This is a genomic window from Shewanella yunxiaonensis (genome assembly GCF_018223345.1).
GTDB classification, from domain to species: domain Bacteria; phylum Pseudomonadota; class Gammaproteobacteria; order Enterobacterales; family Shewanellaceae; genus Shewanella; species Shewanella yunxiaonensis.
In genome coordinates, this window is the sequence record NZ_CP073587.1 from 1,166,125 (window position 1) to 1,188,660 (window position 22,536).

Annotated in this window: 21 protein-coding genes and 1 pseudogene; 11 read left to right on the plus strand and 11 right to left on the minus strand. The window is 43.2% G+C overall.

What is annotated here, in order from left to right:
• Nucleotides 1-12: 12 nt before the first annotated feature.
• The 5 genes from KDN34_RS05480 to KDN34_RS05500 all read left to right on the plus strand — a co-directional run bounded on the left by KDN34_RS05480 (nucleotide 13) and on the right by KDN34_RS05500 (nucleotide 6,343).
• Nucleotides 13-1,026 (plus strand): ketoacyl-ACP synthase III, encoded by a 1,014-nt coding sequence (locus KDN34_RS05480; protein WP_212595906.1) that lies wholly within the window; start codon nucleotides 13-15, stop codon nucleotides 1,024-1,026.
• A complete protein-coding gene (locus tag KDN34_RS05485; protein WP_212595907.1) occupies nucleotides 1,016-1,774 on the plus strand; it encodes an SDR family NAD(P)-dependent oxidoreductase in 759 nt (252 codons plus the stop codon). Before KDN34_RS05480 ends, KDN34_RS05485 begins: the two co-directional genes overlap by 11 nt.
• The gene (locus KDN34_RS05490) at nucleotides 1,764-2,783 is read left to right on the plus strand and encodes a 3-oxoacyl-ACP synthase III family protein (protein WP_228730431.1); all 1,020 of its coding nucleotides are present in this window, start codon (nucleotides 1,764-1,766) and stop codon (nucleotides 2,781-2,783) included. The genes KDN34_RS05485 and KDN34_RS05490 overlap by 11 nt, the downstream gene beginning before the upstream one ends.
• A 6-nt stretch (nucleotides 2,784-2,789) precedes the next feature.
• Complete coding sequence (locus KDN34_RS05495; RefSeq protein WP_212595908.1) at nucleotides 2,790-3,965, plus strand: DegT/DnrJ/EryC1/StrS family aminotransferase; 1,176 nt, start codon at nucleotides 2,790-2,792, stop codon at nucleotides 3,963-3,965.
• Between the two features lie 428 nt (nucleotides 3,966-4,393).
• Nucleotides 4,394-6,343, plus strand: a complete 1,950-nt coding sequence (locus tag KDN34_RS05500) for a polysaccharide biosynthesis protein (protein WP_212595909.1) — start codon at nucleotides 4,394-4,396, stop codon at nucleotides 6,341-6,343.
• Nucleotides 6,344-6,681: 338 nt separating this feature from the next.
• Here KDN34_RS05500 and KDN34_RS05505 read toward each other — a convergent pair.
• A protein-coding gene (locus tag KDN34_RS05505) for an IS3 family transposase (protein ID WP_407695781.1) occupies nucleotides 6,682-7,853 on the minus strand; the annotation gives its coding sequence in 2 pieces (ribosomal slippage) (nucleotides 6,682-7,610 and nucleotides 7,610-7,853; 1,173 coding nt in all).
• 263 nt (nucleotides 7,854-8,116) lie between these two features.
• Here KDN34_RS05505 and glmM point away from each other — a divergent pair.
• A complete protein-coding gene (gene glmM / locus KDN34_RS05510) occupies nucleotides 8,117-9,454 on the plus strand; it encodes a phosphoglucosamine mutase (protein WP_212595910.1) in 1,338 nt (445 codons plus the stop codon).
• Between the two features lie 209 nt (nucleotides 9,455-9,663).
• On the opposite strand, the gene KDN34_RS05515 is transcribed toward glmM, so the two are convergent.
• From KDN34_RS05515 to KDN34_RS05530, 4 genes are all read right to left on the minus strand, one after another.
• Complete coding sequence (locus KDN34_RS05515) at nucleotides 9,664-10,482, minus strand: site-specific integrase (RefSeq protein WP_212595911.1); 819 nt, start codon at nucleotides 10,480-10,482, stop codon at nucleotides 9,664-9,666.
• A gap of 39 nt (nucleotides 10,483-10,521) precedes the next feature.
• A protein-coding gene (locus KDN34_RS05520) for an IS3 family transposase (RefSeq protein WP_407695771.1) occupies nucleotides 10,522-11,738 on the minus strand; the annotation gives its coding sequence in 2 pieces (ribosomal slippage) (nucleotides 10,522-11,423 and nucleotides 11,423-11,738; 1,218 coding nt in all).
• Between the two features lie 34 nt (nucleotides 11,739-11,772).
• Nucleotides 11,773-12,273, minus strand: coding sequence for an Arm DNA-binding domain-containing protein (locus KDN34_RS05525; RefSeq protein ID WP_228730432.1), 501 nt, complete (start codon nucleotides 12,271-12,273; stop codon nucleotides 11,773-11,775).
• A 177-nt stretch (nucleotides 12,274-12,450) separates the two neighbouring features.
• Entirely contained in the window at nucleotides 12,451-12,921 is a 471-nt protein-coding gene (locus KDN34_RS05530) for a helix-turn-helix domain-containing protein (protein WP_212595912.1), read from the minus strand.
• Between the two features lie 129 nt (nucleotides 12,922-13,050).
• Here KDN34_RS05530 and KDN34_RS05535 point away from each other — a divergent pair, with 129 nt between their 5' ends.
• The 3 genes from KDN34_RS05535 (at nucleotide 13,051) to KDN34_RS05545 (ending at nucleotide 14,569) form a co-directional block, all read left to right on the plus strand.
• On the plus strand, nucleotides 13,051-13,314 hold the full coding sequence (locus KDN34_RS05535; RefSeq protein WP_212595913.1) for a hypothetical protein: 264 nt from the start codon (nucleotides 13,051-13,053) through the stop codon (nucleotides 13,312-13,314).
• Between the two features lie 75 nt (nucleotides 13,315-13,389).
• The gene (locus KDN34_RS05540; RefSeq protein WP_212595914.1) at nucleotides 13,390-13,623 is read left to right on the plus strand and encodes a hypothetical protein; all 234 of its coding nucleotides are present in this window, start codon (nucleotides 13,390-13,392) and stop codon (nucleotides 13,621-13,623) included.
• A gap of 148 nt (nucleotides 13,624-13,771) precedes the next feature.
• Nucleotides 13,772-14,569: an EcsC family protein gene (locus KDN34_RS05545; protein WP_212595915.1), complete on the plus strand. Its 798-nt coding sequence runs from the start codon at nucleotides 13,772-13,774 to the stop codon at nucleotides 14,567-14,569.
• 219 nt (nucleotides 14,570-14,788) lie between these two features.
• Here KDN34_RS05545 and KDN34_RS05550 read toward each other — a convergent pair whose 3' ends face one another.
• From KDN34_RS05550 to KDN34_RS05565, 4 genes are all read right to left on the minus strand, one after another.
• Complete coding sequence (locus KDN34_RS05550) at nucleotides 14,789-16,000, minus strand: IS256 family transposase (protein ID WP_212595916.1); 1,212 nt, start codon at nucleotides 15,998-16,000, stop codon at nucleotides 14,789-14,791.
• Between the two features lie 282 nt (nucleotides 16,001-16,282).
• The gene (locus KDN34_RS17505) at nucleotides 16,283-16,570 is read right to left on the minus strand and encodes a YkgJ family cysteine cluster protein (RefSeq protein ID WP_407695783.1); all 288 of its coding nucleotides are present in this window, start codon (nucleotides 16,568-16,570) and stop codon (nucleotides 16,283-16,285) included.
• Entirely contained in the window at nucleotides 16,543-18,177 is a 1,635-nt protein-coding gene (locus KDN34_RS05560) for a hypothetical protein (RefSeq protein ID WP_212595918.1), read from the minus strand. Before KDN34_RS05560 ends, KDN34_RS17505 begins: the two co-directional genes overlap by 28 nt.
• 50 nt (nucleotides 18,178-18,227) lie before the next feature.
• Nucleotides 18,228-19,313, minus strand: coding sequence for a hypothetical protein (locus KDN34_RS05565; protein ID WP_212595919.1), 1,086 nt, complete (start codon nucleotides 19,311-19,313; stop codon nucleotides 18,228-18,230).
• A gap of 396 nt (nucleotides 19,314-19,709) precedes the next feature.
• Here KDN34_RS05565 and KDN34_RS05570 point away from each other — a divergent pair.
• Nucleotides 19,710-20,741 (plus strand): annotated as a pseudogene (locus KDN34_RS05570) (IS630 family transposase).
• An 11-nt stretch (nucleotides 20,742-20,752) separates the two neighbouring features.
• Here the strand turns inward: KDN34_RS05570 and KDN34_RS05575 are convergent.
• Nucleotides 20,753-20,917 carry a GmrSD restriction endonuclease domain-containing protein gene (locus tag KDN34_RS05575; protein WP_228730433.1) on the minus strand — a complete coding sequence of 55 codons (165 nt, stop codon included), beginning with the start codon at nucleotides 20,915-20,917 and terminating at the stop codon, nucleotides 20,753-20,755.
• Nucleotides 20,918-21,186: 269 nt separating this feature from the next.
• Here KDN34_RS05575 and KDN34_RS05580 point away from each other — a divergent pair, with 269 nt between their 5' ends.
• Nucleotides 21,187-22,104: an IS5 family transposase gene (locus KDN34_RS05580; RefSeq protein ID WP_212595920.1), complete on the plus strand. Its 918-nt coding sequence runs from the start codon at nucleotides 21,187-21,189 to the stop codon at nucleotides 22,102-22,104.
• Between the two features lie 116 nt (nucleotides 22,105-22,220).
• Here the strand turns inward: KDN34_RS05580 and KDN34_RS05585 are convergent, their stop codons facing one another.
• A complete protein-coding gene (locus tag KDN34_RS05585; RefSeq protein WP_212595921.1) occupies nucleotides 22,221-22,535 on the minus strand; it encodes a 3'-5' exonuclease in 315 nt (104 codons plus the stop codon).
• Nucleotide 22,536 lies beyond the last annotated feature (1 nt).

The following is a 22,536-nucleotide window of genomic DNA, read 5'->3' on the forward strand; positions in this document are numbered from 1 at the left end:
CGAGAGTCCTAGATGTTAACTATAGAAAACGTTGGCATATCTGCTATTGCTGCAACTGTACCTGGAAAATGTATAAACAACTCTGATTTATCTAGTGTTTATGGAGAAATTGAAGTTAAAAAGCTTATATCTAGTATAGGTGTTGAACAACGACATATTTCAGGTGAATTTGTAACCAGTGCAGATTTGTGTTTAGACGCAGCTAGGAACCTTTTCAAAAACGTATCTGTACCTGTAGAAAAAGTCCAGGCTGTAATATTTGTTTCACAAACACCTGATTACCAGTTACCTGCAACAGCCTGTATTTTGCAAGATAAGCTTGGTATTCCTACTTCGTCAATGGCATTTGATATAAATATGGGATGCTCCGGTTATGTATATGGTTTGCAAGTCGCATCTAGCTTGATTAACTCAGGTTTAAAAAATGTGTTGCTGCTTGTGGGGGATACTGTCAGTAAAATAGTAAAACCCCATGATAGAAGTACAGAACTATTGTTTGGCGATGCCGGAACTGCCACTTTGGTGTCGTTTACAGACAATTCTAAAATTACATTTGAATTTGGTACAGATGGTTCAGGTTTTGAACATATTATAGCGAAAGTACCTAAGGTCAAAAGAAAACTGTTAGGACGAGCTGATAATTATTCGTTTCTTGAAATGAATGGTGGTGAGGTCTTTTCATTCACACTTAGAACGGTGCCAAAGCTAGTTAATGGGTTTATTGAAAATCTGGGATTAACTCCGGATTATATAGATAATTGTTTCTATCATCAGGCTAATCACTTTATGCTTAAACACTTGTCCAAGAAATCAAAGTTCACTCAGCAACAGGTTCCAATTTCTATAGACCGATTTGGTAATACTAGTGGAGCGTCTATACCTCTGACTCTTTGTTATTCACCTCGTAATTCATATAAAAATACTCTATTAGTTGGATTCGGTGTAGGACTTTCTTGGGGCATCGTTCATTGTGATTTGACTCAAACTAAATTGATTCCAGTAAGTGAGTTCTCTGATGGCAAATGATCTTTTAAAAAACAAAAATGTAATAGTAACTGGGGCGTCATCAGGTATTGGACGTGTTGTTGCTCAAGTTTTTAGCCGACAAGGCGCTCGTATTATAGCGGTAGGGCGGGATTTAGAACGGTTAGATCAAACTGTCAGTTCTCTTGTCGGGACAGACAATCTTTCAATTGTTTGTGATGTTTCTAAGCCAACTGAAATCGAAAATTTATTTCAGAAAGCATGTGATTTCATCGGCCAAATTGACTCTGTCGTACACTGTGCCGGTATTCAAAAAACTCTTCCATTGCAAGCGCTTAAAGAGTCTGATTTCGATGAAATATTTGATACGAATGTTAAGTCTGCTCAGTTTATAGCTAAGTCTTTCAGGAAAAACTCGAGATACAATAAAGATGGTAGCTCATTAATTTTTTTAAGTTCGGTTGCGTCTATTTGTGGTGAACCCGCAATTTCTGCATATTCAGCATCAAAATCAGCATTGTTAGGGTTAAGCAGGTCTATCGCTTCTGAGTTAGCTCGGAATAATATTAGGGTTAACTGTATTTCTCCGGGGGTTGTTATTACCGAAATGGCTGAAAAGCTTTTTTCCCAGCTTACTAGCGAGCAGTATCAGTTAATTAAAAATAAACACATGCTTGGATTTGGAAAGCCTGAAGACGTAGCAAATGCTGCTTTATATCTTGCAAGTGATTTAGCAATTTGGGTAACAGGTTCAACTTTATATGTTGATGGAGGTTACAGTGCACAATAAAGCTGCCATTAGAGGAGTTGCCTCTTATATTCCTGATAATCGTTTGACTAATGAACAGTTAGCTAATGATTTTCCGGAGTGGAGTGTAGATAAAATATATGAAAAAACAGGAATCAAGTCCAGACCTATAGCTGACGAAACTGAAACCTGCTCCTCAATGGCTATCAACGCTGCTAAAAAGTTATTTGCTAAACTTAGTGTAACTGCTGACAGTATTGATTTCATATTGTTGTGTACTCAAAGCCCAGATTATAAATTACCCACTACAGCTTGCATTATTCAGAATGCTTTGGGGGTTCCTACATCAGCTGGAGCTTTAGATTTTAACCTAGGGTGTTCTGGTTATGTTTATGGTTTGAGTATAGCGAAAGGCTTAATCGAATCTGGACAGAGTAAAAGAGTTTTATTACTTACTTCTGAGCTTTATTCTCGGTATATAAATAAAAAGGATAAGAGTGTCCGTACGTTATTCGGTGACGCTGCTACCGCTACTTTGGTCGAAGGTGTAAAGTCAGAAAATGAGCTTTTAGGTAGTTTTGTTTTTGGGACTGATGGTGCTGGTGACAGAAATTTAATCGTTCCACATGGTGGTAGTGTACATCCGTTAAACTCAGATTCATTTTCGGAAGTTTGTGATAAAAGTGGAAATTTTCGTTCATCTGCTGATTTGTATATGAATGGTGCTGAGATACTGTCATTTACGTTAAAGTCGGTACCTTTATTGGTGACAAATGTGTTAAGTAAATCTGCTTTTGATATAGAGAATATTGATAAGGTAGTATTTCATCAGGCAAATAAGTTTATGCTTGATAAATTGAGGAAAAAATTGAAATTCACAGAAGATCAATTTTTGGTTTCTTACAGGGATTATGGCAATACCGTATCTTCTTCAATTCCTTTAGGTCTTGAGTTGGCCGAGCAACAAAATCTTTTACGTAAAGGCGAAAACGTTCTCTTATGTGGTTTTGGGGTTGGTTATTCTTGGGCCGGATCAATTATTACTTGGTAAAATGTTATGTTTAATACCCCTTTTTCTCCATGGCCTTCTTTCTCTCAAGAAGAGGCTGATGCAGTAAGCCGTCTGCTTTTGTCCAATAAGGTAAACTATTGGACTGGTAATGAGTGCCGTAAATTTGAAAAAGAGTTTGCTGAGTGGGCTGGTACTGAATTTGCCATTGCCTTGAGTAATGGTACGTTAGCACTAGATGTAGCTCTTAAAGCTCTTGGTGTCGGTATTGGCGATGATGTGATTGTCACGCCACGTACCTTCTTGGCTTCAGCTTCAACAATCGTTAACGCTGGTGCAAATCCTGTATTTGCTGATGTTGATCTCAATAGCCAAAACATCACGGCTGAGACGATAGAAGCCGTTTTGACTCCAAATACCAAGGCTGTGATTGTGGTTCATTTAGCTGGTATGCCTGCAGATATGGACCCAATTATGGCGCTGGCTAAAAAGTACTCCTTCGCAGTAGTTGAAGATTGTGCACAAGCACATGGGGCGAGGTATAAAGGACGAAGTGTAGGTTCTATCGGTCATATTGGGGCTTGGAGCTTCTGTCAAGATAAGATTATGACCACTGGCGGTGAGGGGGGAATGGTGACCACCAATAATAAAGCCCTGTGGCAATTTATGTGGGCGTATAAAGACCACGGTAAAAGCTTCGATGCTGTTTATAATCGCAAACATCCTGCGGGATTTCGTTGGTTACATGAAAGCTTCGGTACAAACTGGCGTATGATGGAGATTCAGGCTGTGCTAGGCCGTATTCAATTGACACGAATGCCGCAATGGACGGCACAACGTCAATTTAATGCTTCAAAACTAGATGAGGCTGTTAAAGATTTATCTGTCGTGCGTATGGTCAATGTTCCAGAGTACAGTGAGCATGCAGAATATAAGCATTACATGTTTGTGCGTCCCGAAAATCTGGCTGATGGTTGGACGAGAGATAGAATCGTTGACGCAATCATGGAGCAAGGTGTACCAGCTTATCAAGGTAGTTGTTCAGAGGTTTATTTAGAAAAAGCATTTGATAATACACCATGGCGGCCAAAACATCGTTTAGCTAATGCAGTAGAACTTGGTCAGACTAGTTTGATGTTTTTAGTTCATCCAACACTGACAACAGAAGAAATCAATAAGGCCTGTAAAGTAATTCGAAGCGTTTTATTATCCGCGCAAAAGTAGCTCTATTTTTGCTATCTATTGGGATATGTCGCCTTGTCACCTGTTCCACATAACAATGCGTTTATTTGAATTGTCTCAATTTTCCAAATGGCGTGGCTTTAGTGTCTCAGGCGGTTTCTCAGCGTCGGCGATGGTCTGAGAGCCGCTTTACAATTCCGGCGTAAACGATATAGTTCGTATCGAACGCGTACCTTGACGTTTTAGGTGATGACAACCCTCATAATCAGTTACTGATCTCAAGTACTAGCACTAACTCTGAAATGCCGCTGATTTCCTAGACGCCGTCTAGTTAGATTTGGAGTGGACCTCGTTCAAAAGATCCTTTTAGAGCGGTACCTGTGCTAGCATGTTGGTCTTAGCAATTGTGCACGATTCGCGTACATTTTAACTCGTTGTACATTATGAATTTTCTTTCTTTTGGAGCGAAAATGGATTTTTTGCAATTTTTGTTTAGTTTAAAACGTAATCAGAAACGTGCAGTCAGTCTCGTTATTGATGCATTGTTTTTGAGTCTAGCTTTTTGGTCTGCATTGCTCGTTCGTATTGATGACATTGCTGTACTGGCAAACCCTCAACATTGGTTGCTGCTTTTTATCGTCGTTCCTTTGAGCTTAGTGGGTTTTGCGAAATTAGGCTTATATAGGGCGGTATTGCGCTATATGGGGTTGCAAGCCATTACGGCGATCGGTGTCGGCGTGTTGCTTTCGGCCATAATGTTGGTCCTTTTTGCATTTTATATTGTTGACGGGCAGTTGCCGCGAACTGTGCCAATAATTTATGCATCATTTTCTTTAGTGTTTATTGGTGGCTCTAGGGCTATTGTACGCTCATTGGTTGGTTCGGGTTTGAAACGTGTAGGGGAGCCTGTAATTATTTATGGTGCCGGCGTCAGCGGCCGGCAGTTGTTCACTGCCTTGGCGCAAAGTCGTGAATATTATCCGTTTGCGTTTGTCGATGATGACGAATCTCTTCATGGTACCGTGATTCAAGGTGTTCATGTTCATTCCCCCTCTATTATTCGTAATTTAGTTAAGCAAAAATCTGCAACCAAGATACTACTTGCTATACCTAGTGCATCTCGCTCTCGTCGTCAGGCCATTTTGGAGCAGTTGCAATCGTTAGCCATACAAGTGCTGACATTGCCCGCTATGGCTGATTTGGTGAGTGGTAAAAAGCTTTATAGCGACATTAAAGAAGTTGAAATCGATGATTTGCTCGGTCGCGATTGTGTGACTCCCAGAGCTGATCTGTTGGCAGCCAATATCCGTAATAAAGTCGTGATGGTGACCGGGGCTGGGGGCTCTATCGGTTCCGAGCTATGCAGGCAGATCCTGAAGCAATGTCCTAAAAAATTGGTGTTGTTCGAGTTGTCTGAGTTTGGCCTTTATTCCATTGATCGTGAACTTAATGCTATCGCTAAAGAGCTTTCTCTTGACGTGCAAATATATCCGATGTTGGGTTCAGTGCAGCGGGAGAATCGAGTTCAGGCGGTCATGGAAGCTTTCGAGGTGCAGACAGTTTATCATGCTGCGGCATATAAACATGTTCCGCTTGTCGAGTATAACGTTGTGGAAGGTGTGCGTAACAATGTGTTCGGAACCTTATACACTGCTCAGGCGGCTATTGCGGCAAACGTTGAAGTATTTGTATTAGTAAGTACAGATAAAGCAGTTAGACCCACCAATGTCATGGGGACAACTAAACGTATGGCTGAGTTGGTCTTGCAAGCTCTGTCAGATAAGGGGGGGCCTACTCGTTTTAGTATGGTTAGATTTGGTAATGTATTAGGCTCTTCTGGATCTGTTGTTCCACTATTCAGAACGCAGATTGCCAATGGTGGTCCTGTTACAGTAACTCATCCAGAAATTACTCGTTTCTTTATGACCATACCTGAAGCTTCTCAGCTGGTGATACAAGCAGGTGCAATGGGTAAAGGCGGGGATGTTTTTGTGTTAGATATGGGCCAGTCAGTAAAGATTATTGATTTGGCAACTAAAATGATTCGACTAAGTGGCTTTGAAGTAAAAGATGATAACCATCCTGATGGTGATATCGTTATTGAATTTACAGGCTTGCGGCCAGGTGAAAAGCTTTATGAAGAGTTGCTTATTGGTAACAATGTCACTGGCACTGAGCATGAGCGGATCATGACGGCAAATGAAGCCTTCTTAACGTGGGGACAACTTGAATCGATCTTGGAACGATTAGATAAAGCTTGTCATGGATTCCAGCATGAAGTGATAAGAGATATTCTTCTTTCTACACCGACTGGCTTTAATCCAACTGATGGTATTTGTGACTTAGTTTGGCAACAGAAAGCTGACAAAAAACATAGTAGTGGCGCAGATAGCAGCAATGTCGTTCCCTTAGTTTCCTAGCTTAGTTGGAATAACACTAAGATATGAGATACTGTTCATGAGAAAAAGCTCAGTAAAATTTTCTTAATTTGGGTTTTCCTAGCAATCTGTAACATGCTCATATTAAGTACATAATCTGGATAATTTGCGTACGATCTAGGTTGGATAGCATTTCAGATGGAAAGGATGATTAATATTTGCCCTCAGATAGGGCTAGGCCGCCTTCATAGAAGGCGGCTTTTTAATTTGGGGCTTCTTGATGAGTATAGATTTAATGCTGCTTGGCGCTGCAGGTCAGATTGGTATGAGTTTGACTCAACAAGCTGAAGCGACGGGCATGAGTTGGAATGGCCCGTATTTCATTGACACCCTGATGCCTCAAAATAAGGCTGTTCAAATTGTTCCGGGCTCATACCGCCGAGGTGACTGTGCCTACGCTTACGATTATAAAACACTTCGATATAGTCAAAGATATCGGCTCGAGCTAAATCGCGTGTTTTATAGATGCGCTTTTTAATCCGTTCTTTCTTCAAACTGCTGAAAAATGATTCGGCTACCGCGTTGTCCCAACAGTTCGCTCTGCGACTCATACTGGGCGTGAGGTCATGAGTCCGACAAAAGCGATGCCAATCGTCACTCCCATACTGAGAGCCTTGGTCCGAATGTACCATAACCGTTCCTTTGGGTTTACGTTTCCAAACAGCCATCAGGAGCGCGTCAATCACAATCTCTCGGGCCAAGGTCGGTTTCATCGACCAACCGACGATATTCCGGGCATATAAATCCATGACTACGGCAAGGTATAACCAGCCCTGCCAAGTGCGTATATAGGTAATGTCGGTTACCCACACTTGATTTGGCGTGGTGACATTAAACTCCCGCTGTAGCAAGTTAGGCGTCACAATTGAAGGCCGTCCTGCGCCATATCGATGCCGTTTATAGCCCCGTACCGCTTTGATGTCATGATGACGCATGATCTTCAGTACGCGATTCTTACCGACGGTTTCTCCGAGTTCTCTGAGATCAAGATGGATACGCCGATAACCATAGACTCCATGACTGGCACCATAAGAGTCCCTGATTAGCTTGAGGATACGAAGGTCCTCCAGCGCTCTATCTGACAGCGGCTGTTCAACCCAAAAGTAATAGCCAGCCCTGGCAACACCGAGTATGCGGCACATAACCGCAATGCGAAACATACGACGATGTTCGTTAATGAACTGGTACTTTACTCTGGCTGGCTTGCAAAGTACCTTGCGGCCTCGGTGTGCCCCTCGGGTATTTTTAAAATGTCTCTTTCTTCTTCAGCACGCTTGAGTTGAGAACGTAATTGAAGGATTTCCTTTTTAGCTTCGATCAACTCGTTGTCTTTTGAGTGCTCGGGTGATGGGCGGCAGGCTTTAACCCACTTATAAAGGCTGTGCTGGGATACCCCTAAATTCTCAGCAACTTCACTGATTGAGTATCCCCGATCAATGACCTGTCTTACTGCTTCATCTTTAAATTCGGGGCTATATCTCTGATTGCTCATGGCTGTTCTCCTATGCTCAAATAATAGTCATAGGGTGTCTACTGAACGAGGTCCATTCCAATGAGGCTAAAAGTCGTCTAGTGAAGTAGTGGCGATTCAATGGGTCGACAATGTGGAAAATAGTGAATACCAGAATTGGATAGCTCAGCAGTATGAAAATCGCGGATAACGCAAAAATGAATTGTGTAAGTTTTATTGAAATCATTAAGGTGTAAACTTCACCAAAACCAACTGAATCCCTTTATTGCTGGAGACAAATTTAAGTGAAAGAACGGAAATTTTTTGGTACCGATGGCATTCGTGGCAAAGTCGGTGAAGGCAAACTGACCACAGAGCTTGCGCTCAAATTAGGTTGGGCTGCAGGCCGAGTGTTATCACGCATAGGTACTAAAAAGGTATTAATAGGTAAGGATACCCGAATTTCAGGCTATATGTTTGAGTCAGCACTTGAGGCCGGCTTATGTGCAGCAGGGCTTGATGTCATGCTAATGGGGCCTATGCCAACACCCGCAGTCGCATATCTTACACGGACTTTTCGTGCTGAAGCAGGGATTGTCATTAGTGCGTCACATAACCCTTATTATGACAATGGCATCAAGTTTTTCTCTGCTAATGGCACCAAGCTTGATGATCAGCTGGAATTGGATATTGAAGCGGAACTTGAGCGTCCGATAGATTGTGTCGAATCAAAACTTTTGGGGAAAGTATCACGTATCACTGATGCTGCAGGACGCTATATCGAATATTGCAAAGGCCATTTCCCATCTTCGCATTCTCTTGAAGGGCTGAAGATGGTGATTGATTGTGCTCATGGTGCAACGTATCACATCGCTCCCAGTGTCTTTCGAGAACTAGGTGCTGAGGTTATCGTGATTGGTGCAGAGCCTAATGGTACCAATATTAACGACCAAGTTGGCGCAACCTCTATGGGTGCCATTTGTAAAGCGGTTGTCGAGAATCATGCAGATCTTGGCATTGCGTTAGATGGCGACGGTGATCGAATTATGATGGTGACTAAAGACGGTCAAGTCGTTGATGGTGATCAGATCCTCTATATATTAGCCAGTGACGCATATCACCGGGGCACGTTATCGGGTGGCGTAGTTGGCACTCAAATGTCAAATTTAGGTCTGGAACTTGCGCTTAAGGAATTAAATGTTCCATTTGCTCGGGCGAAGGTTGGCGACCGTTATGTAATGGAGCTTCTCGCTGAAAAAGGTTGGCGTATCGGTGGTGAGAATTCCGGTCATATTGTGAATTTAGATCACTGCACTACCGGCGATGGTATTGTGGCTGGTATCCAAGTCCTTGCTGCAATGCAGCGCAGACAAGTTACATTAGAGCAGTTGATAGAACCCATCACTCTGTTGCCTCAGGTGCTAATTAATGTGCGCTTTAACGGGGATAAAAATCCATTACAACAAGATGCCGTTAAGCAATCAGTTGCCGCAGTGGAAGAGCAGCTTGGAGATTCAGGGCGCGTGTTACTGCGAAAATCTGGTACAGAGCCACTGTTGCGCGTTATGGTTGAGGGCGAAGATAAAGGGAAAGTACAACAATTTGCTGAGCAGATTTGTGATGTCATCAAATTGGCGGTGTGATTAACCAATGGAATTTGGTTGTTTATAGCACAATGTTTACTGGCATTTCCCAACATCAAAATCTCAACTGATAACAATTTGGTGAGATACGCCTTTAGGATATCTGTGGGGAAATGTTGGTGAGATAATTGTTATTCAAACCCAGATAAGACATCTATAAAAAATCGCGGCTGACTTGAAAGTTAGCCGCGATTTTTTATGCCATCACATTATGCAGGCTGAGCCATACAGCCTTCACGCATCAACTTACTGAACGCCAAACCATCCTGACGTGACGCATTGGCCACATACGGCGCATATACGTTAAACAATAACTTCGTATCGCTGTGACCCAACATCTGTGAGATATAGAGCTGGTTCTCATGCGCCGCAATATGCAGCACGGCAGCTGTATGCCGGGTTTCGTAGGGGCGACGAATGAGATTTGCCTTTTTCAGTGTCGGATACCACAGTTTAGTGCTGACGAAATGGGTGTCGAGTGGTTTACCCTGGTGAGTAAACACAAACTTGGCATCGCAGCGCTGGCGCTCCTTCAGTCGTGTGAACACATCAAAAAGTGTGTCGCACATCCTCAGATCCCGCCGGGACTTGGGGGTCTTCACATCCCCGAGTTCTCCATTCACTAAATTCTGCCGAATGCGGATCAAACGATGGTCAAAATCAATGTGTTCCCATTGCAGGCCATGAATTTCGCAGCTGCGCATCCCGGTCCAGAAGCGCACGATAAAATAATCACGCCATTCAATCTCAACGGTATCCAGAAACTTTTGTACTTCCACAATCGTCATCGGGTGTGAATCCGCGCGTTCTTCTTTCAGGGCTTTGTAACGCCGGAGCGGGTAGGTGAACTGATGCTCTTCTGCCGCCAGGCTTAAAATCGCCACCAAGGGCCAGAGGATGCCATTAATGCGACGGTTAGACAGTTTGCGCTGCCCGTATTGGTCCTGCTCAGTCATCAAATCTTCACGAAAATAGTCCACCTGTGCCAGATTAATTTCCGAGATCAGCGTATTGCCAAATTTGGGCATGAGGTAACGGTTGTAGTTGCCCCCACCAAAACGGACAGCTTAACTCGCCACTTTAAGAGCTCGATACTCTCTAGGTGACATCATTTTCAATCCACTGTGTGGGTGGTAATTGTTGTAATCGTCAAACCATTCAGCGAGCTTTGCAAGCACCGTGGCTGCGTCTGGACGGTCGTTCAGGTATACATAATCTCGTTTAAACGTCTTCACGAAAGCTTCTGCCATGCCATTGCTTTGCGGGCTTCTAACTGGCGTCGTGCACACCTTAAAACCGAGTGACTTGGCGAACTGCCGTGTTTCTTCGGCGATATAACAACTGCCATTATCGGTTAACCATTCGACGGTATGTGGCAACTCTCGGACATCTCCGAAGCGCTGTTCCATGCTTTCAACCAAAATGTCTTGAACCATGTCAGCGCGGATACCCGTCGTTGTGGCTACATAACTCATAATTTCACGATCACAGCAATCTAAGCTAAATGCCACGCGCACTTTTTCTTTGTTCCAGCACGTTATTTCAAAGCCATCTGAGCACCAGCGAGTGTTTGGGTGCAACGTAATAACCTGACCGTCATGAGCGCGGTGCTCACTTACACGACCGGTATGTTTGCGTAACAGCAAGTTGTTTTGTTGCATCAGGCGATAGACGCGTTTTGGATTCACTCGCGTAATTACATGCTGCTCTGCTTTCAACTGGCGATTTAAATGCGCAGTAATCCGGCGATAGCCGTTGCTTTCACGCTCCTCGCAGATGTCGATTATTAACGGCAATAACAGCGCATCATCAGCCTTGTTGTAGCGTACTGAGCGGCCTTCTCGGCGCACGGACAAACGTTGGTATAAGTTCGAACGCGACACGCCAAGAGCCGCAGCTACTCGGAGGACAGGGAATCGTCCGGTGGTAGCAATGGCATGCGCGATATCAACTTTTTTGACTGGGCTATCTCCAGCGCCTCTTTTAGAATTTCGGTTTCCATCGTTTTACGGCCGAGCAACTGCTCAAGCTGTTTCACTTTCTTTTGAAGCGCCTTATGGTCTGCAGCACTGACGACTTCGTCACCAGACTGGATAGCAGACATACCACCATCTTGCATGAGCTTTTTCCACTTAAACAATAGACTCGGGGTTATGCCGTTTTGCCTGGCAACCAGCGAAACCGAATAGCCCGGCTGCATAGTCATGGCAACGAACTTTGCTTTTTCTTGCGGAGTATAACGACGGCGACGTTGTTCGCCAGTAATAATTTCAATACGTTCCATAGACACTCCTTAAAGATAGGTCTAAGCCTATCGCTTAACTAATGAGTGTCCGTTTTAATTGGGGGCTATTACAACGGTCGAGAGTATTGCGTACGGTGCTCTCGTAGCTGCTTTTCCACTTGGCTTTCTGCCGCTCAAACCATTCATTGGCGTAGGTATCAAAGAACGGATACAGGCGGTCAGGATGCTTTTCTCGTTGCAAGGATTCAAACAAGGCAACCTTTTTACTGCGGGGAAAATAATCGCGGTACTGGAAGGTACCAAGATCGATTTCCGCATTCATCTGCTTTAGTGTCGCTTTGGCTTGATTAAGATTCTTGGGGGTTGCCATCATTTTCGTACCTTCACGAAAACGACGACCAAACAAATGAAGATCGAACTGAATACGTCCGTTCGGGCGCACGCGAATATGAGCCATCATGGCCTCCATCAAATAGATCTGTCCCTCTCCGATGGATTTCGCTAAGATCGCGCCATCGGCTGAGTTGGGTTTAAGAGCCTGGCAGCCGGTACGGGGTAGGGTGGTTGCCGCCACTCTGCCCCAACTGCTTCTTCGATTTTCTAACAGCATAACTATTGGTGAAAATCTCACCTACCATATTACTCAATACTGGATCTATGTCCAGTACTTGATGCTAATTTCTTTGTATAGCGTTTCGACACTTCCTTTTTTATCGCCTTACCAAGCTGGCGATTTCGACATCTGTATAAATCACTTATCAGATGAGTCATCGTCCTTTTTTTCAAAAAACTTACCCGCTAACTCAGCACCAATCACCGCAGCACTAATAATTCCGCCCAATGCGGGTGATACGGCAGCGACGCCTAAAAATGCAGCCTTCACTTTTAAATTTGAGGACAAAGATTTATCGAAAGAGTATCCCCATAGAAGTTTGTCATCTTCTCTCTTGGTAAGCGTGCCAACGCTCCATCCTGCTTTAGTCAGCTCATTGACTCGAAGTTCAGCTAAGTTTATCAGTGAAGAAACATCGATATTAATCTCCTTGAGTTGGCAAAATTTATAAATGTTATCAACAGATAACGTTGCCTGCCCATTCTCGATTTTTCCCCACCCGGCACTCGTCATCCCCATAAGCTCTGCTACTTGAGCTTGAGTGAGTTTTTGTTCCTCTCTTTTCTGTTTGATTGTTAGGGCTAAGACAGTGTTGAACGACGTTTCCATTGGTACCTCCGAATTTTTTATAGTTTAACTAAAAATTCAGTTGACATAAACAAATTTAGTTATATTCTTGTCAGTATTAATAAACCAGTAGTTTATTAATCACTTGGTAAATATCAATTGGTGGCTGAAATGGAAATAAGAAATCAAGGTGAGAATAAAGACGTTCTGAGCTTGAAAGCGGGAAACCTAGAGTTGTCACTTACATCGTCAGATCTGATAGTTGGCTTGGTTTGTGTTGTTGGTGAAATCGCTGTAGGAGCAGCATTAGCGTCAAACACAGCGGTATGTCAGGAAGCACTTCGTCATGGCGACAGATTTAGTCCTAATGCGGGTAATTTTTTGCCCAATGTGGACCAGTGTGGCGGCTCGTTAGATTTGCCTAGTTATGAATGAGCTTTTGTCTTAATGGGCCAAGCAGTCGGTTAACTGAGTCGCGGCAATTCAAATAACAAAAGGAATAAAAATTAAATGGCGAACCACATGGGATTTATCAAAAGCGTTTTGAGCAAGGTTTTACCTGAAACTCTTCAGAAGAGCATTGTTAAACGTGAAGTCAGGAAATTGGTCGATGAGAAATACGTCTTTCAGGATGAACTTAGTACGCAAGTAGATGAGCTGATTGACCGTGTGATTGAAAAGGTAGGCGTACAAGACATTCTCCTCATTCAAGAGATATACGAAAGCGTGAAGGAAAAAAATTGATGCACTAGGTTTTTCTCAAGCTGTTGATAGTCATTGTAAATAATTGAGTGTCGGATATCTGTGACAGCCAATTGCCACAGGCGGTTTTCTGAGAATATGTCATTAACAAGTAGTTCGACTACTGAACGCTATTTATTAAGGTAAAAATATGGAATTCAACTTATCTGAAAGCGAGTGGCAAGAGTTAAAAAATGCAAAAATGCTACTCGAAAATCCCGGTATCGCTGCGAAGGCGACTAACTTTATCGGATCAGCAATAGAAAAGGGGTTTGGTCTACTGCCTGACGGTTGGCAAAAGAATGTTGGTGAAGTGACAAAAGCTTCATTAATGAAGGCGTCCGAAGCTGCAATCTTTACAATGAAAGATCTGCCAGGAAATGAATCATCAAATAGATGGCACAAGTTGGGCGTGGCAATATCTGGCGGGGTTGGCGGTTTCTTTGGACTAACAGCTCTTGCGGTCGAGTTGCCAATTTCCACCACCATTATGCTCAGATCCATCGCTGACATTGCAAGAAGCCATGGTGAATCAATCTCTCAGGATGAGGTTAAGCTTGCGTGTTTGGAAGTCTTCGCTCTTGGTGGGCCGAGTGTTTCTGATGATGGTTCAGAAAGTGGATACTACGCTGTTAGAACTGCACTAGGAAAAGCCGTATCAGATGCCGCAGAGTTTTTAGCTGCCAATGCCCTAGCGGCAGATGGAGCGCCGGCTTTGGTTAGATTTATCGCGAGTATTGCAGAACGATTCAGCATCCAAGTAACCGAAAAGGTTGCCGCACAGGCTGTGCCTGCAATTGGGGCCGCAGGTGGCGCTATTATCAATACCTTATTTATGGATCATTTTCAAGATATGGCGACGGGTCATTTCGTTGTACGCAAGTTGGAGCGAAAGCACGGTAAGGAGCGTATCCAGAAGATCTATAACGACCTTAAGTTGATAGATTAAACTCTGAACGCCATCGAATTGAGTAACGATTTGAACCGTTGTGGCTGCCTTGGCCTTAAGCATTGGCAACCGACAGCGATTTTGGAAAGCTTGTAAACGTTATTGTGACTAGGTTTCAGCAAACATAGGTGTCTTTTGACTTCAACACAAATATGACTTCATATGAATTTGGTGCGTGGATAATGAGACTATAAAATTTTCTGTGTAAGTGGCTGTTTATCACAACGATACACGGTCACCGTACATGATCATAAACTGCGTCATAGCAGGCTTCCAATCTCGCAGTGACATTGTCCACTTTTTAGCAATCTGGTGTAAAGCCAGATACAGCAACTTCAGCACCGCATCATCACTTGGAAACGACCTTCTAGTCTTGGTGACCTGACACAGGCTGGCATTGAGTGATTCGATAGCATTGGTGGTATAAATGACCTTGCGTATCTCCGGCGGGTAGTCGAAGAACACGCTAAGCCTTGTCCAATTGTCGCGCCAGGATTTGCTGATGCTTGGATGCTGGTTATCCCACATTTCGGCAAACTGCGCTAATGCCTGCTCAGCCTGTTGCAGGGTGGCCGCACCATAAACGGTTTTAAGGTCTGCTGCGACAGCTTTACGTTCTTTCCAGCTAACGAAGCGCAGGCTGTTGCGGATTTGATGCACAATGCACAGCTGTACCTGCGTTTTAGGATAAACCGCCTCGATGGCATCCGGGAAACCTTTGAGGCCATCGACACAGGCAATAAAGATATCTTCCACACCGCGGTTTTTCAGCTCGTTCATCACTGACAGCCAGAACTTAGCACCTTCGGTCTGTGCTATCCATAAGCCCAGTAGCTCCTTCTCACCATCGGTGTTCACGCCAAGGGCCAGATAAACGGATTTGTTTTGAATGCTGCCGGAATCGCTGCTGCGCACCACTAAACAGTCCAGATACACTATCGGGTATACCGGGGCTAACGGCCGCTGCTGCCAGGCTTTAACCTCGTCCAGTACGGCATTGGTGACCTGAGAAATAAAGGTCGGCGAGACGTCAATGCCATAGGTTTCTTCAAAGTGGGCCTGGATATCTCGGGTAGACATACCTCTGGCATACAGCGAGACAATACGCTCACCAAAGCCACTGAGCTGTTTCTCGCCTTTCTTGATAAGCTTAGGCTCAAAGCTGCCATTGCGGTCACGCGGTGTTTCAAGCTCGATATCGCCGTGAATACTGCGCACGGATTTTCGGCTTTTACCGTTACGGGAGTTGCCGCTGTTTTTACCGGCGGCATCATGTTTGGCATAACCAAGATGCTGCTCCATCTCGGCTTCAAGCGCACGTTCGGCAAGCTTTTTGGTCAACTGCTTCAAGATACCTTGCTCACCAAGCAAGTCTTCAGGGGATTGGTAGTCAGCTAATAACTGATCGATAAGCTGGTCTGATATTGGCATTCGTCATTCCTTTAAAGTTCATGAGAAGAATGCCACTTACACAGATTTTTTTACACTCTCTGGATAATCAGGTGCTTACCACTCTTGCTTATTATTGGAGTGATATTACTTATCTATCTTTCTGACCGTTGAACATCTTCTTAGTTTTTACCATATTCGGGGTTATATCTCTGATTGCGTAACGCTCTTGTGCTTAAATAATAACCATAGGATGTTCTGCTGAACGAGGTCATTCCAATCTAACTAAATGGTCTCTGGGAAATCAGTGGCTATTCACTGCTGTTAAGAACCCTCTCTCTGAATATATTCACAAGCTTTAATATTGATATCTACAAATGTTTCCCAATCATATTCTTTCGCATAATTGAGCGAAAATTGCTTATCTACACGACAGATATCGGGCCTGTTTTCATATATCAAGCACAATTTTGTTTCATCATCGTAATGACGACAAGCTCCATCACCCCGATCGAGGACTTTAGTTTCTTGGGCCGTTGAGACTAGTTGGCAGCAACGGCCACATTTAAAACAGGGAAACTCACTCATTTTTTGACCAAAGAATCTAGCCATTGTTTGGTGCTGGCAGTATTCCCGATCGCAAATGGAAGTGCAATGTTTCGCTTCTTAATCTCTTCTGCAATCAAGCTAGACTTAAGCACCTCTTCATTACAAGCACTTAGTTGATTTGAAAAACTGATAATCTCCGATGGATCAAGATTAAACTCGAGCTTACTTAGCTCGAGCAAGTATCTATCTAGCTCTTCATTGATAGCCTGATATTTTTTGAGTGTACCTGCGTGAGGCATTATCGATTCGATATAGCTCCAAATCTTCTGAGCAATTTCGCTATGTAACAAAAAATAATTTAAGCCTAATGTGACGATGCCTGTAACTAAAGCACCAGCGAATGCGGCGAGCTCTGCACCTAACGGAAAGGTTAAAATTGGGGTTAATTGGGCGTATGTAATACTACCTAGTACAGTAGATATCGCTAATGATAATATAGATACAACTGATTTACATAGCTCTACAAACGAGAGGTTCTCTGGGTTAAAAATTAAAACTTTAATGGCCTTGATGATGTGGGACCATATTTCACGGATGATCTTAATCGATTGCTTTTGTGTGGTGGCGAAGACGTTAAACAACGTTGTCGTGAGACTACCCATAACACCAGATAGAAAACCATCTTTAAATGATGTAAGAAAATCTGAAAATCTTTGTTTTACGCGTTTCCAAATATTTTTTAAGGTATTAGTTATTTTCTCGATAAATGCATCAAATTGAAAATTATCTTTCAAACTATGATAAATTTTTGGTATTTCTTTACGAAGTTCGAACCAGATTTCGGCCAATACAAGCCCTAAGACTTGCCTCGCTCCCATTTTAAGACCGGCTATGCCGGAAGCCTTAGCCGTAGATGTTAAAAATTTGCTACTGGTATAATAAGCCTGATTGATTTGTTGGTTATAGTTGTCTCTAGCTTCTTTATCTGCCTGACGCATTTTTTCAGGATCAACGGATTTCAGTTGAGCTACTTTATCTTTTGTACTTTGAATTTTATCCTGTAATTCACGAGCTTTATGTTGTTCTTCTGGCGTGTTTCTGGGCATGCTTGCAAGACGAGACTCATCAGCAAGAATTTGCTTTTCATTTGCCTCAATCAAATTTGGTAGTTTATCCAAATATTCCGATACAGATGACTTTCCTTTAGAACGATTGACTGCTTGGTGAGTTGATTTTAAATTTGATCGTTGATTAGCTAGCTCAACACCATCAAGTTCTGCCAAGACTCGACCAGCATCTTCGTGGATCTCTTTGGCGCTCATTACATGGTCAAGATCGCGTTTTCCTAGTTCATTAGCAGACATAGTTTGGGCCCTATATCCATCATCTAGTTTTCCCTGTCTATGAGACTCTTTATCGCTACGACCAGTTTGAATGTAGTCCTTATGTTGATGATATGGAGTTGAATTATATTCCTCTTTTTGCTGAAACTTATTTCTCTCAGCATCAGTAGCATGTACGCCATTTCTGACATTATTAATTGTGTCTACGTCCCCACCTATCTTATCTTCAAACAGAAGAAAATCTAAACCGAAAGTGGTGGTTAAGCTTTGAACTACTGTCTTTTCTAGCTCTTTTTGCCAAGGAAAATTGATTACTTCAGCATTCATTTTTATTGTTTTCCATAACAGAAAGGAGGGGATTCCCCTCCTATAAACACTTAGTATTTTGCTGCTTCTGAATTTGCATTACTAATTGCAACGTCAATTTCATCCGAATTAAGGATGTTGAAGCCATCTTTATCTGTTTGAAGAGAAGGTGCACCATTTTCATCGATAACAACTTGATCATCTTTCTTGTTAACTTTAAAAATAGGAGTTTCAATAATATCGACGATTATAGCCGCAAGAGCGTAACCATTTTCTATATCTGTAATGATGCTGTCATCTTTGAGATTTTCGCTTACATTTGCACCAGTTTTTTGTGCATTTTTTATCACTCGACTCACAAGTCGAAGAGAATCGAAATATTCCTCAAATTGAATGTAAATAGCATCAATAGCATCTTTTACTTTTGATATATAAGCTTGAATTTCTAGATGCTGATTAGACATAGTCTCTAATTTTTCAACAGCTTCATTTACTTCACGTCTAATTTTTCTTGCATTATCCAGAGACTCTTCACCATGTTTATCATATGCCCAGCCTGCAATTGCAAGAATTGGCGCAGCAACGGCTCCACCTAAAATAGCTGTGCCACCGGCCATACCTAAACCACCGGTTGCTAATGACCCACCGCCAATTGCTGCTAAGGTTGCATTCGTTGCTGCTACACCTGATAACGACGCGATAGCTGTTCCTGTTGAGGCGGCACCTAAAGTCATCACACCACCATAAACAGCAAACCCAGCTGCGATACCACCAATACCAGCACCAGCAGCAGTTCCTAGTACACCGACAGCGGTGTAACTGTAGTTTTCAATTTTTTGTAGCTTATGTGCAGGGATGTTGATTGCTAAACGTTTGCCGCTAGCATTGTTGAGTTTTTCCAAAAGCTCGGTAGCTAACTCGTTAAACTCATTGAACTGCTTGCCAATATCTAGTTCTTGTGTGCCTAGCTCTGTAAATGCGTTGGTTGTTTTCTCTTCATGCGATTCGAAAACATTCTTGTGGGTTCGATATTTCTTTTCGGCATTGTCAACAATCTCATCGGCCTCAGAATGTTTTTGATACCCGTCATATCCTTTCTTTGCGCCAAAAGCGGCTGCGCCTAGTGCTGCGACACCAATAATAAGTGGTAATGGCATTTAGTTTTCCTTCACTTGGGTTAAAAATAGAACGTTAAGACACCTTGCTGCTCCGAAATGATTCTGACATCTATTGGTTACTTATAAGATGTAGAAAAATTGCCGGTTTCAAATGATATCCTTCTGAAATATATATAATTTTCTTAAAGTCACCTAAGGATTGTCAATAAACTTTTTAAACTTGAATTGTAAAGGCTAATTCGTGGTTAAAACTGCACCACTGATCAGAATACGGTATTTAAATCATAAAGCTTTAGAATTCTCTAGAATCTTAAAATGTACTGCTCAGCATTAAATAGCTGTTCCGAAGTGTAGATCACCTGCGAAGGGAACTCAGTGTGAAATGAGCGATCAGATAAGTCGCCAAACCACACTTCACACACACCCACACTGAGTATGAACAGAATAACATTGATTGATCGTGCCGAGCGACGCCGATTAGATAAAATCGTCCAGCGAAGCAAAGATAAGCGTTTCAGCCGTCGAGCAAATGCTGTGTTACTTGTGCATCAATGACTATCCCGACAGACAGTCGCAAGCCTGCTTAGCGCGGCTCGTTCTTCTGTAAATCGCTGGTGTAGCAAGTATAACGAACTGGGAATAAACGGATTGAAAGATGCCGAACTGGGTAAACCACCGTACTTACCCGGCGATGCCATAGTGAAGCTGCTACATTTTCTAATCCCTTGCTCACCACAAGATTTAGGCTATCAGCGTAGTCGTTGGAGTACCGAATTGCTCGCCAAAGTATTGCGAAAACATGCAGGAATTCATATTCATAGTTCGACGTTACGCCGATGGATGCCAGAACTCGGGATAGTATGGCGACGGGCCGCACCGACACTCAGAATTCGAGACCCACATAAGGACGAAAAGTTAGCGGCAATTAAAGCGGCTCTGGATAACTGCAATGCCGATAATCCTGTCTTCTATGAAGACGAAGTTGATATCCATTTAAACCCTAAGATAGGTGCAGATTGGGGCTTTCGAGGGAAACAACGGTTAGTGGCAACACCTGGCCAGAACGAAAAATATTATCTTGCGGGGGCCTTACATGCCGACACAGGCACAGTGAAATATGTAGGCAGAGACTCAAAATGTTCGGCGTTATTTATTAAGCTGATGGAATTGCTTCGGAAGAGCTATCGCAAAGCAAAAACTATCACGTTAATCGTGGATAATTACATCATTCATAAGAGCAAAAAAGTGCAGGCTTGGCTAAGCAACAATCCCAAGTTCACACTCCTGTTTCAGCCCGTTTATAGCCCTTGGGTGAATAAAATTGAGAAGCTGTGGCATGCACTTCATGAAACGGTGACACGCAATCATAAGTGTTCGCAGATGTGGCAGTTGCTACGTAGGGTGAGGCGATTTATGGAAACCGCTTCACCCTATCCGGGAAACCTACATGGATTGGCAGAGCTGTAGCAGAATTAGGATCAGTTATTTAATCGGTGGCAACCAAACATCAGGACCTTTGACTCCCTTCTGCGATTTAAGAATGCTTCGACAGCTACTAAATTCCGAGAATTTTTAGCGAACTGTTCTCGCTTCTCTTGAGACCATTTATCGGCGCCATATTTCCATGCCCAGTTCAATGGCACGATGATGTGCTCTCACTGTTCCGAGTCCGCGTTTAACAAGGCCAGCAGGAACCAAAAAAACCGCCGTTTCGCTCTGGTTTTTCGGCCCTTGCTGGCGGCGTTATGAGCTTCCAATACGTCAGATTGCTGTACGTTGCCATTGATTGATTTTCAACCTATATTGACCGGAAGAAATCCGTACATATGAGGTGGGCGTTGTTGCCTAAATGTGGAACCTTCTGCCTCTGATGCGATCAGATCCTGTAAATAGCAGACAGGAATAAATAGCAGTGGGCAAATCCAAGCACCAAATCACCAATTGGCCGGAATATAACAGAGCTTTGACTAAGCGGGGCTCACTGACGTTCTGGATAGACGAGCAGGCAATGAACCACTGGTGTTGTAGCGAACATCATGGTGGCCGAGGCAGAGGATTTCAGTACAGCGACACTGCGATTGAGACTGCATTGATGCTTAAAGGTCTATTCAATCTCCCTTTACGAGCACTGGAAGGTTTCATCAATTCGGTATTTGGCTTGATGAGCGTGCCTTTGAAATCACCAGGTTATAGCTGTATCAGTAAGCGAGCCAAGACTGTCGACATTCGCTACCGCAACCCAAGTCGTGGCGCAATTGCTCACTTGGTTATCGATGCCACAGGTCTGAAAGTTTACGGCGAAGGTGAATGGAAAATTCGTAAGTACGGTAAAGAAAAACGTCGCACTTGGCGTAAGCTGCATTTAGCCGTGGATGCCGCAACGCATGAAGTCATCGCAGCGGAAGTGAGCCTTGAAAGCGTGGCCGATAGTGAGGTTCTGCCCACATTGTTGAACCCACGGAGACGTAAGATAAAACAAGTCTCAGCCGATGGGGCTTATGATACCAAGAACTGCCATAAGCTGCTGAAACGAAAAAGCAGCAAGCCGACCATTCCCCCCAGGAAGAATGCGGGTTACTGGGAAGCCGGTCACCCGAGGAATGAGGCAGTTAAGGCGTTGAAAAGCGATACACTCGAAGAATGGAAGAAAGACAATGACTATCATCAACGTTCTTTGTCAGAAACCGCCATGTATCGTTACAAACAACTCATCAGTCCGCAACTAAGCCTACGGGACTACAATGGACAGGTCGGCGAGGCATTGGCTGGCGTGAAGGTGATGAACAAAGTCATAGGACTAGGTATGCCCATTCGCCAGAGGCTCAATTAACACCACGAACCATGATGGGAACTGGCTTATCTGCGATTGATTTGATCAACAACGCCCCGCATAATGAACATAGCCCAATGTGCCAAGCTGCCAATTTAAATCATCATGAATAATTATCAATTAAAAAATTTTTTTAATCCGAGAGGAATATAAGCTTTTCTTTTAGCCCTTGTTAGAGCTACATAAATAACACATAGCTCATCATCAAGTGTGCTTGATTTTTGTTCTAAAAGATACAGATAATCTGTTGATATTACGATATTATCCCATTCACGCCCCTTGAGTGCATGTGTTGTACTTATAACACGTGTTACTTCGGACTCAGGTTGATTGAGACTTTCAACATGCTCAATTATAGCTAAAACATCATCCTTATATTTTTTGTATAATTTAAGAGCAAAAAAAACATCACCATCTGGATTGGATGACAAT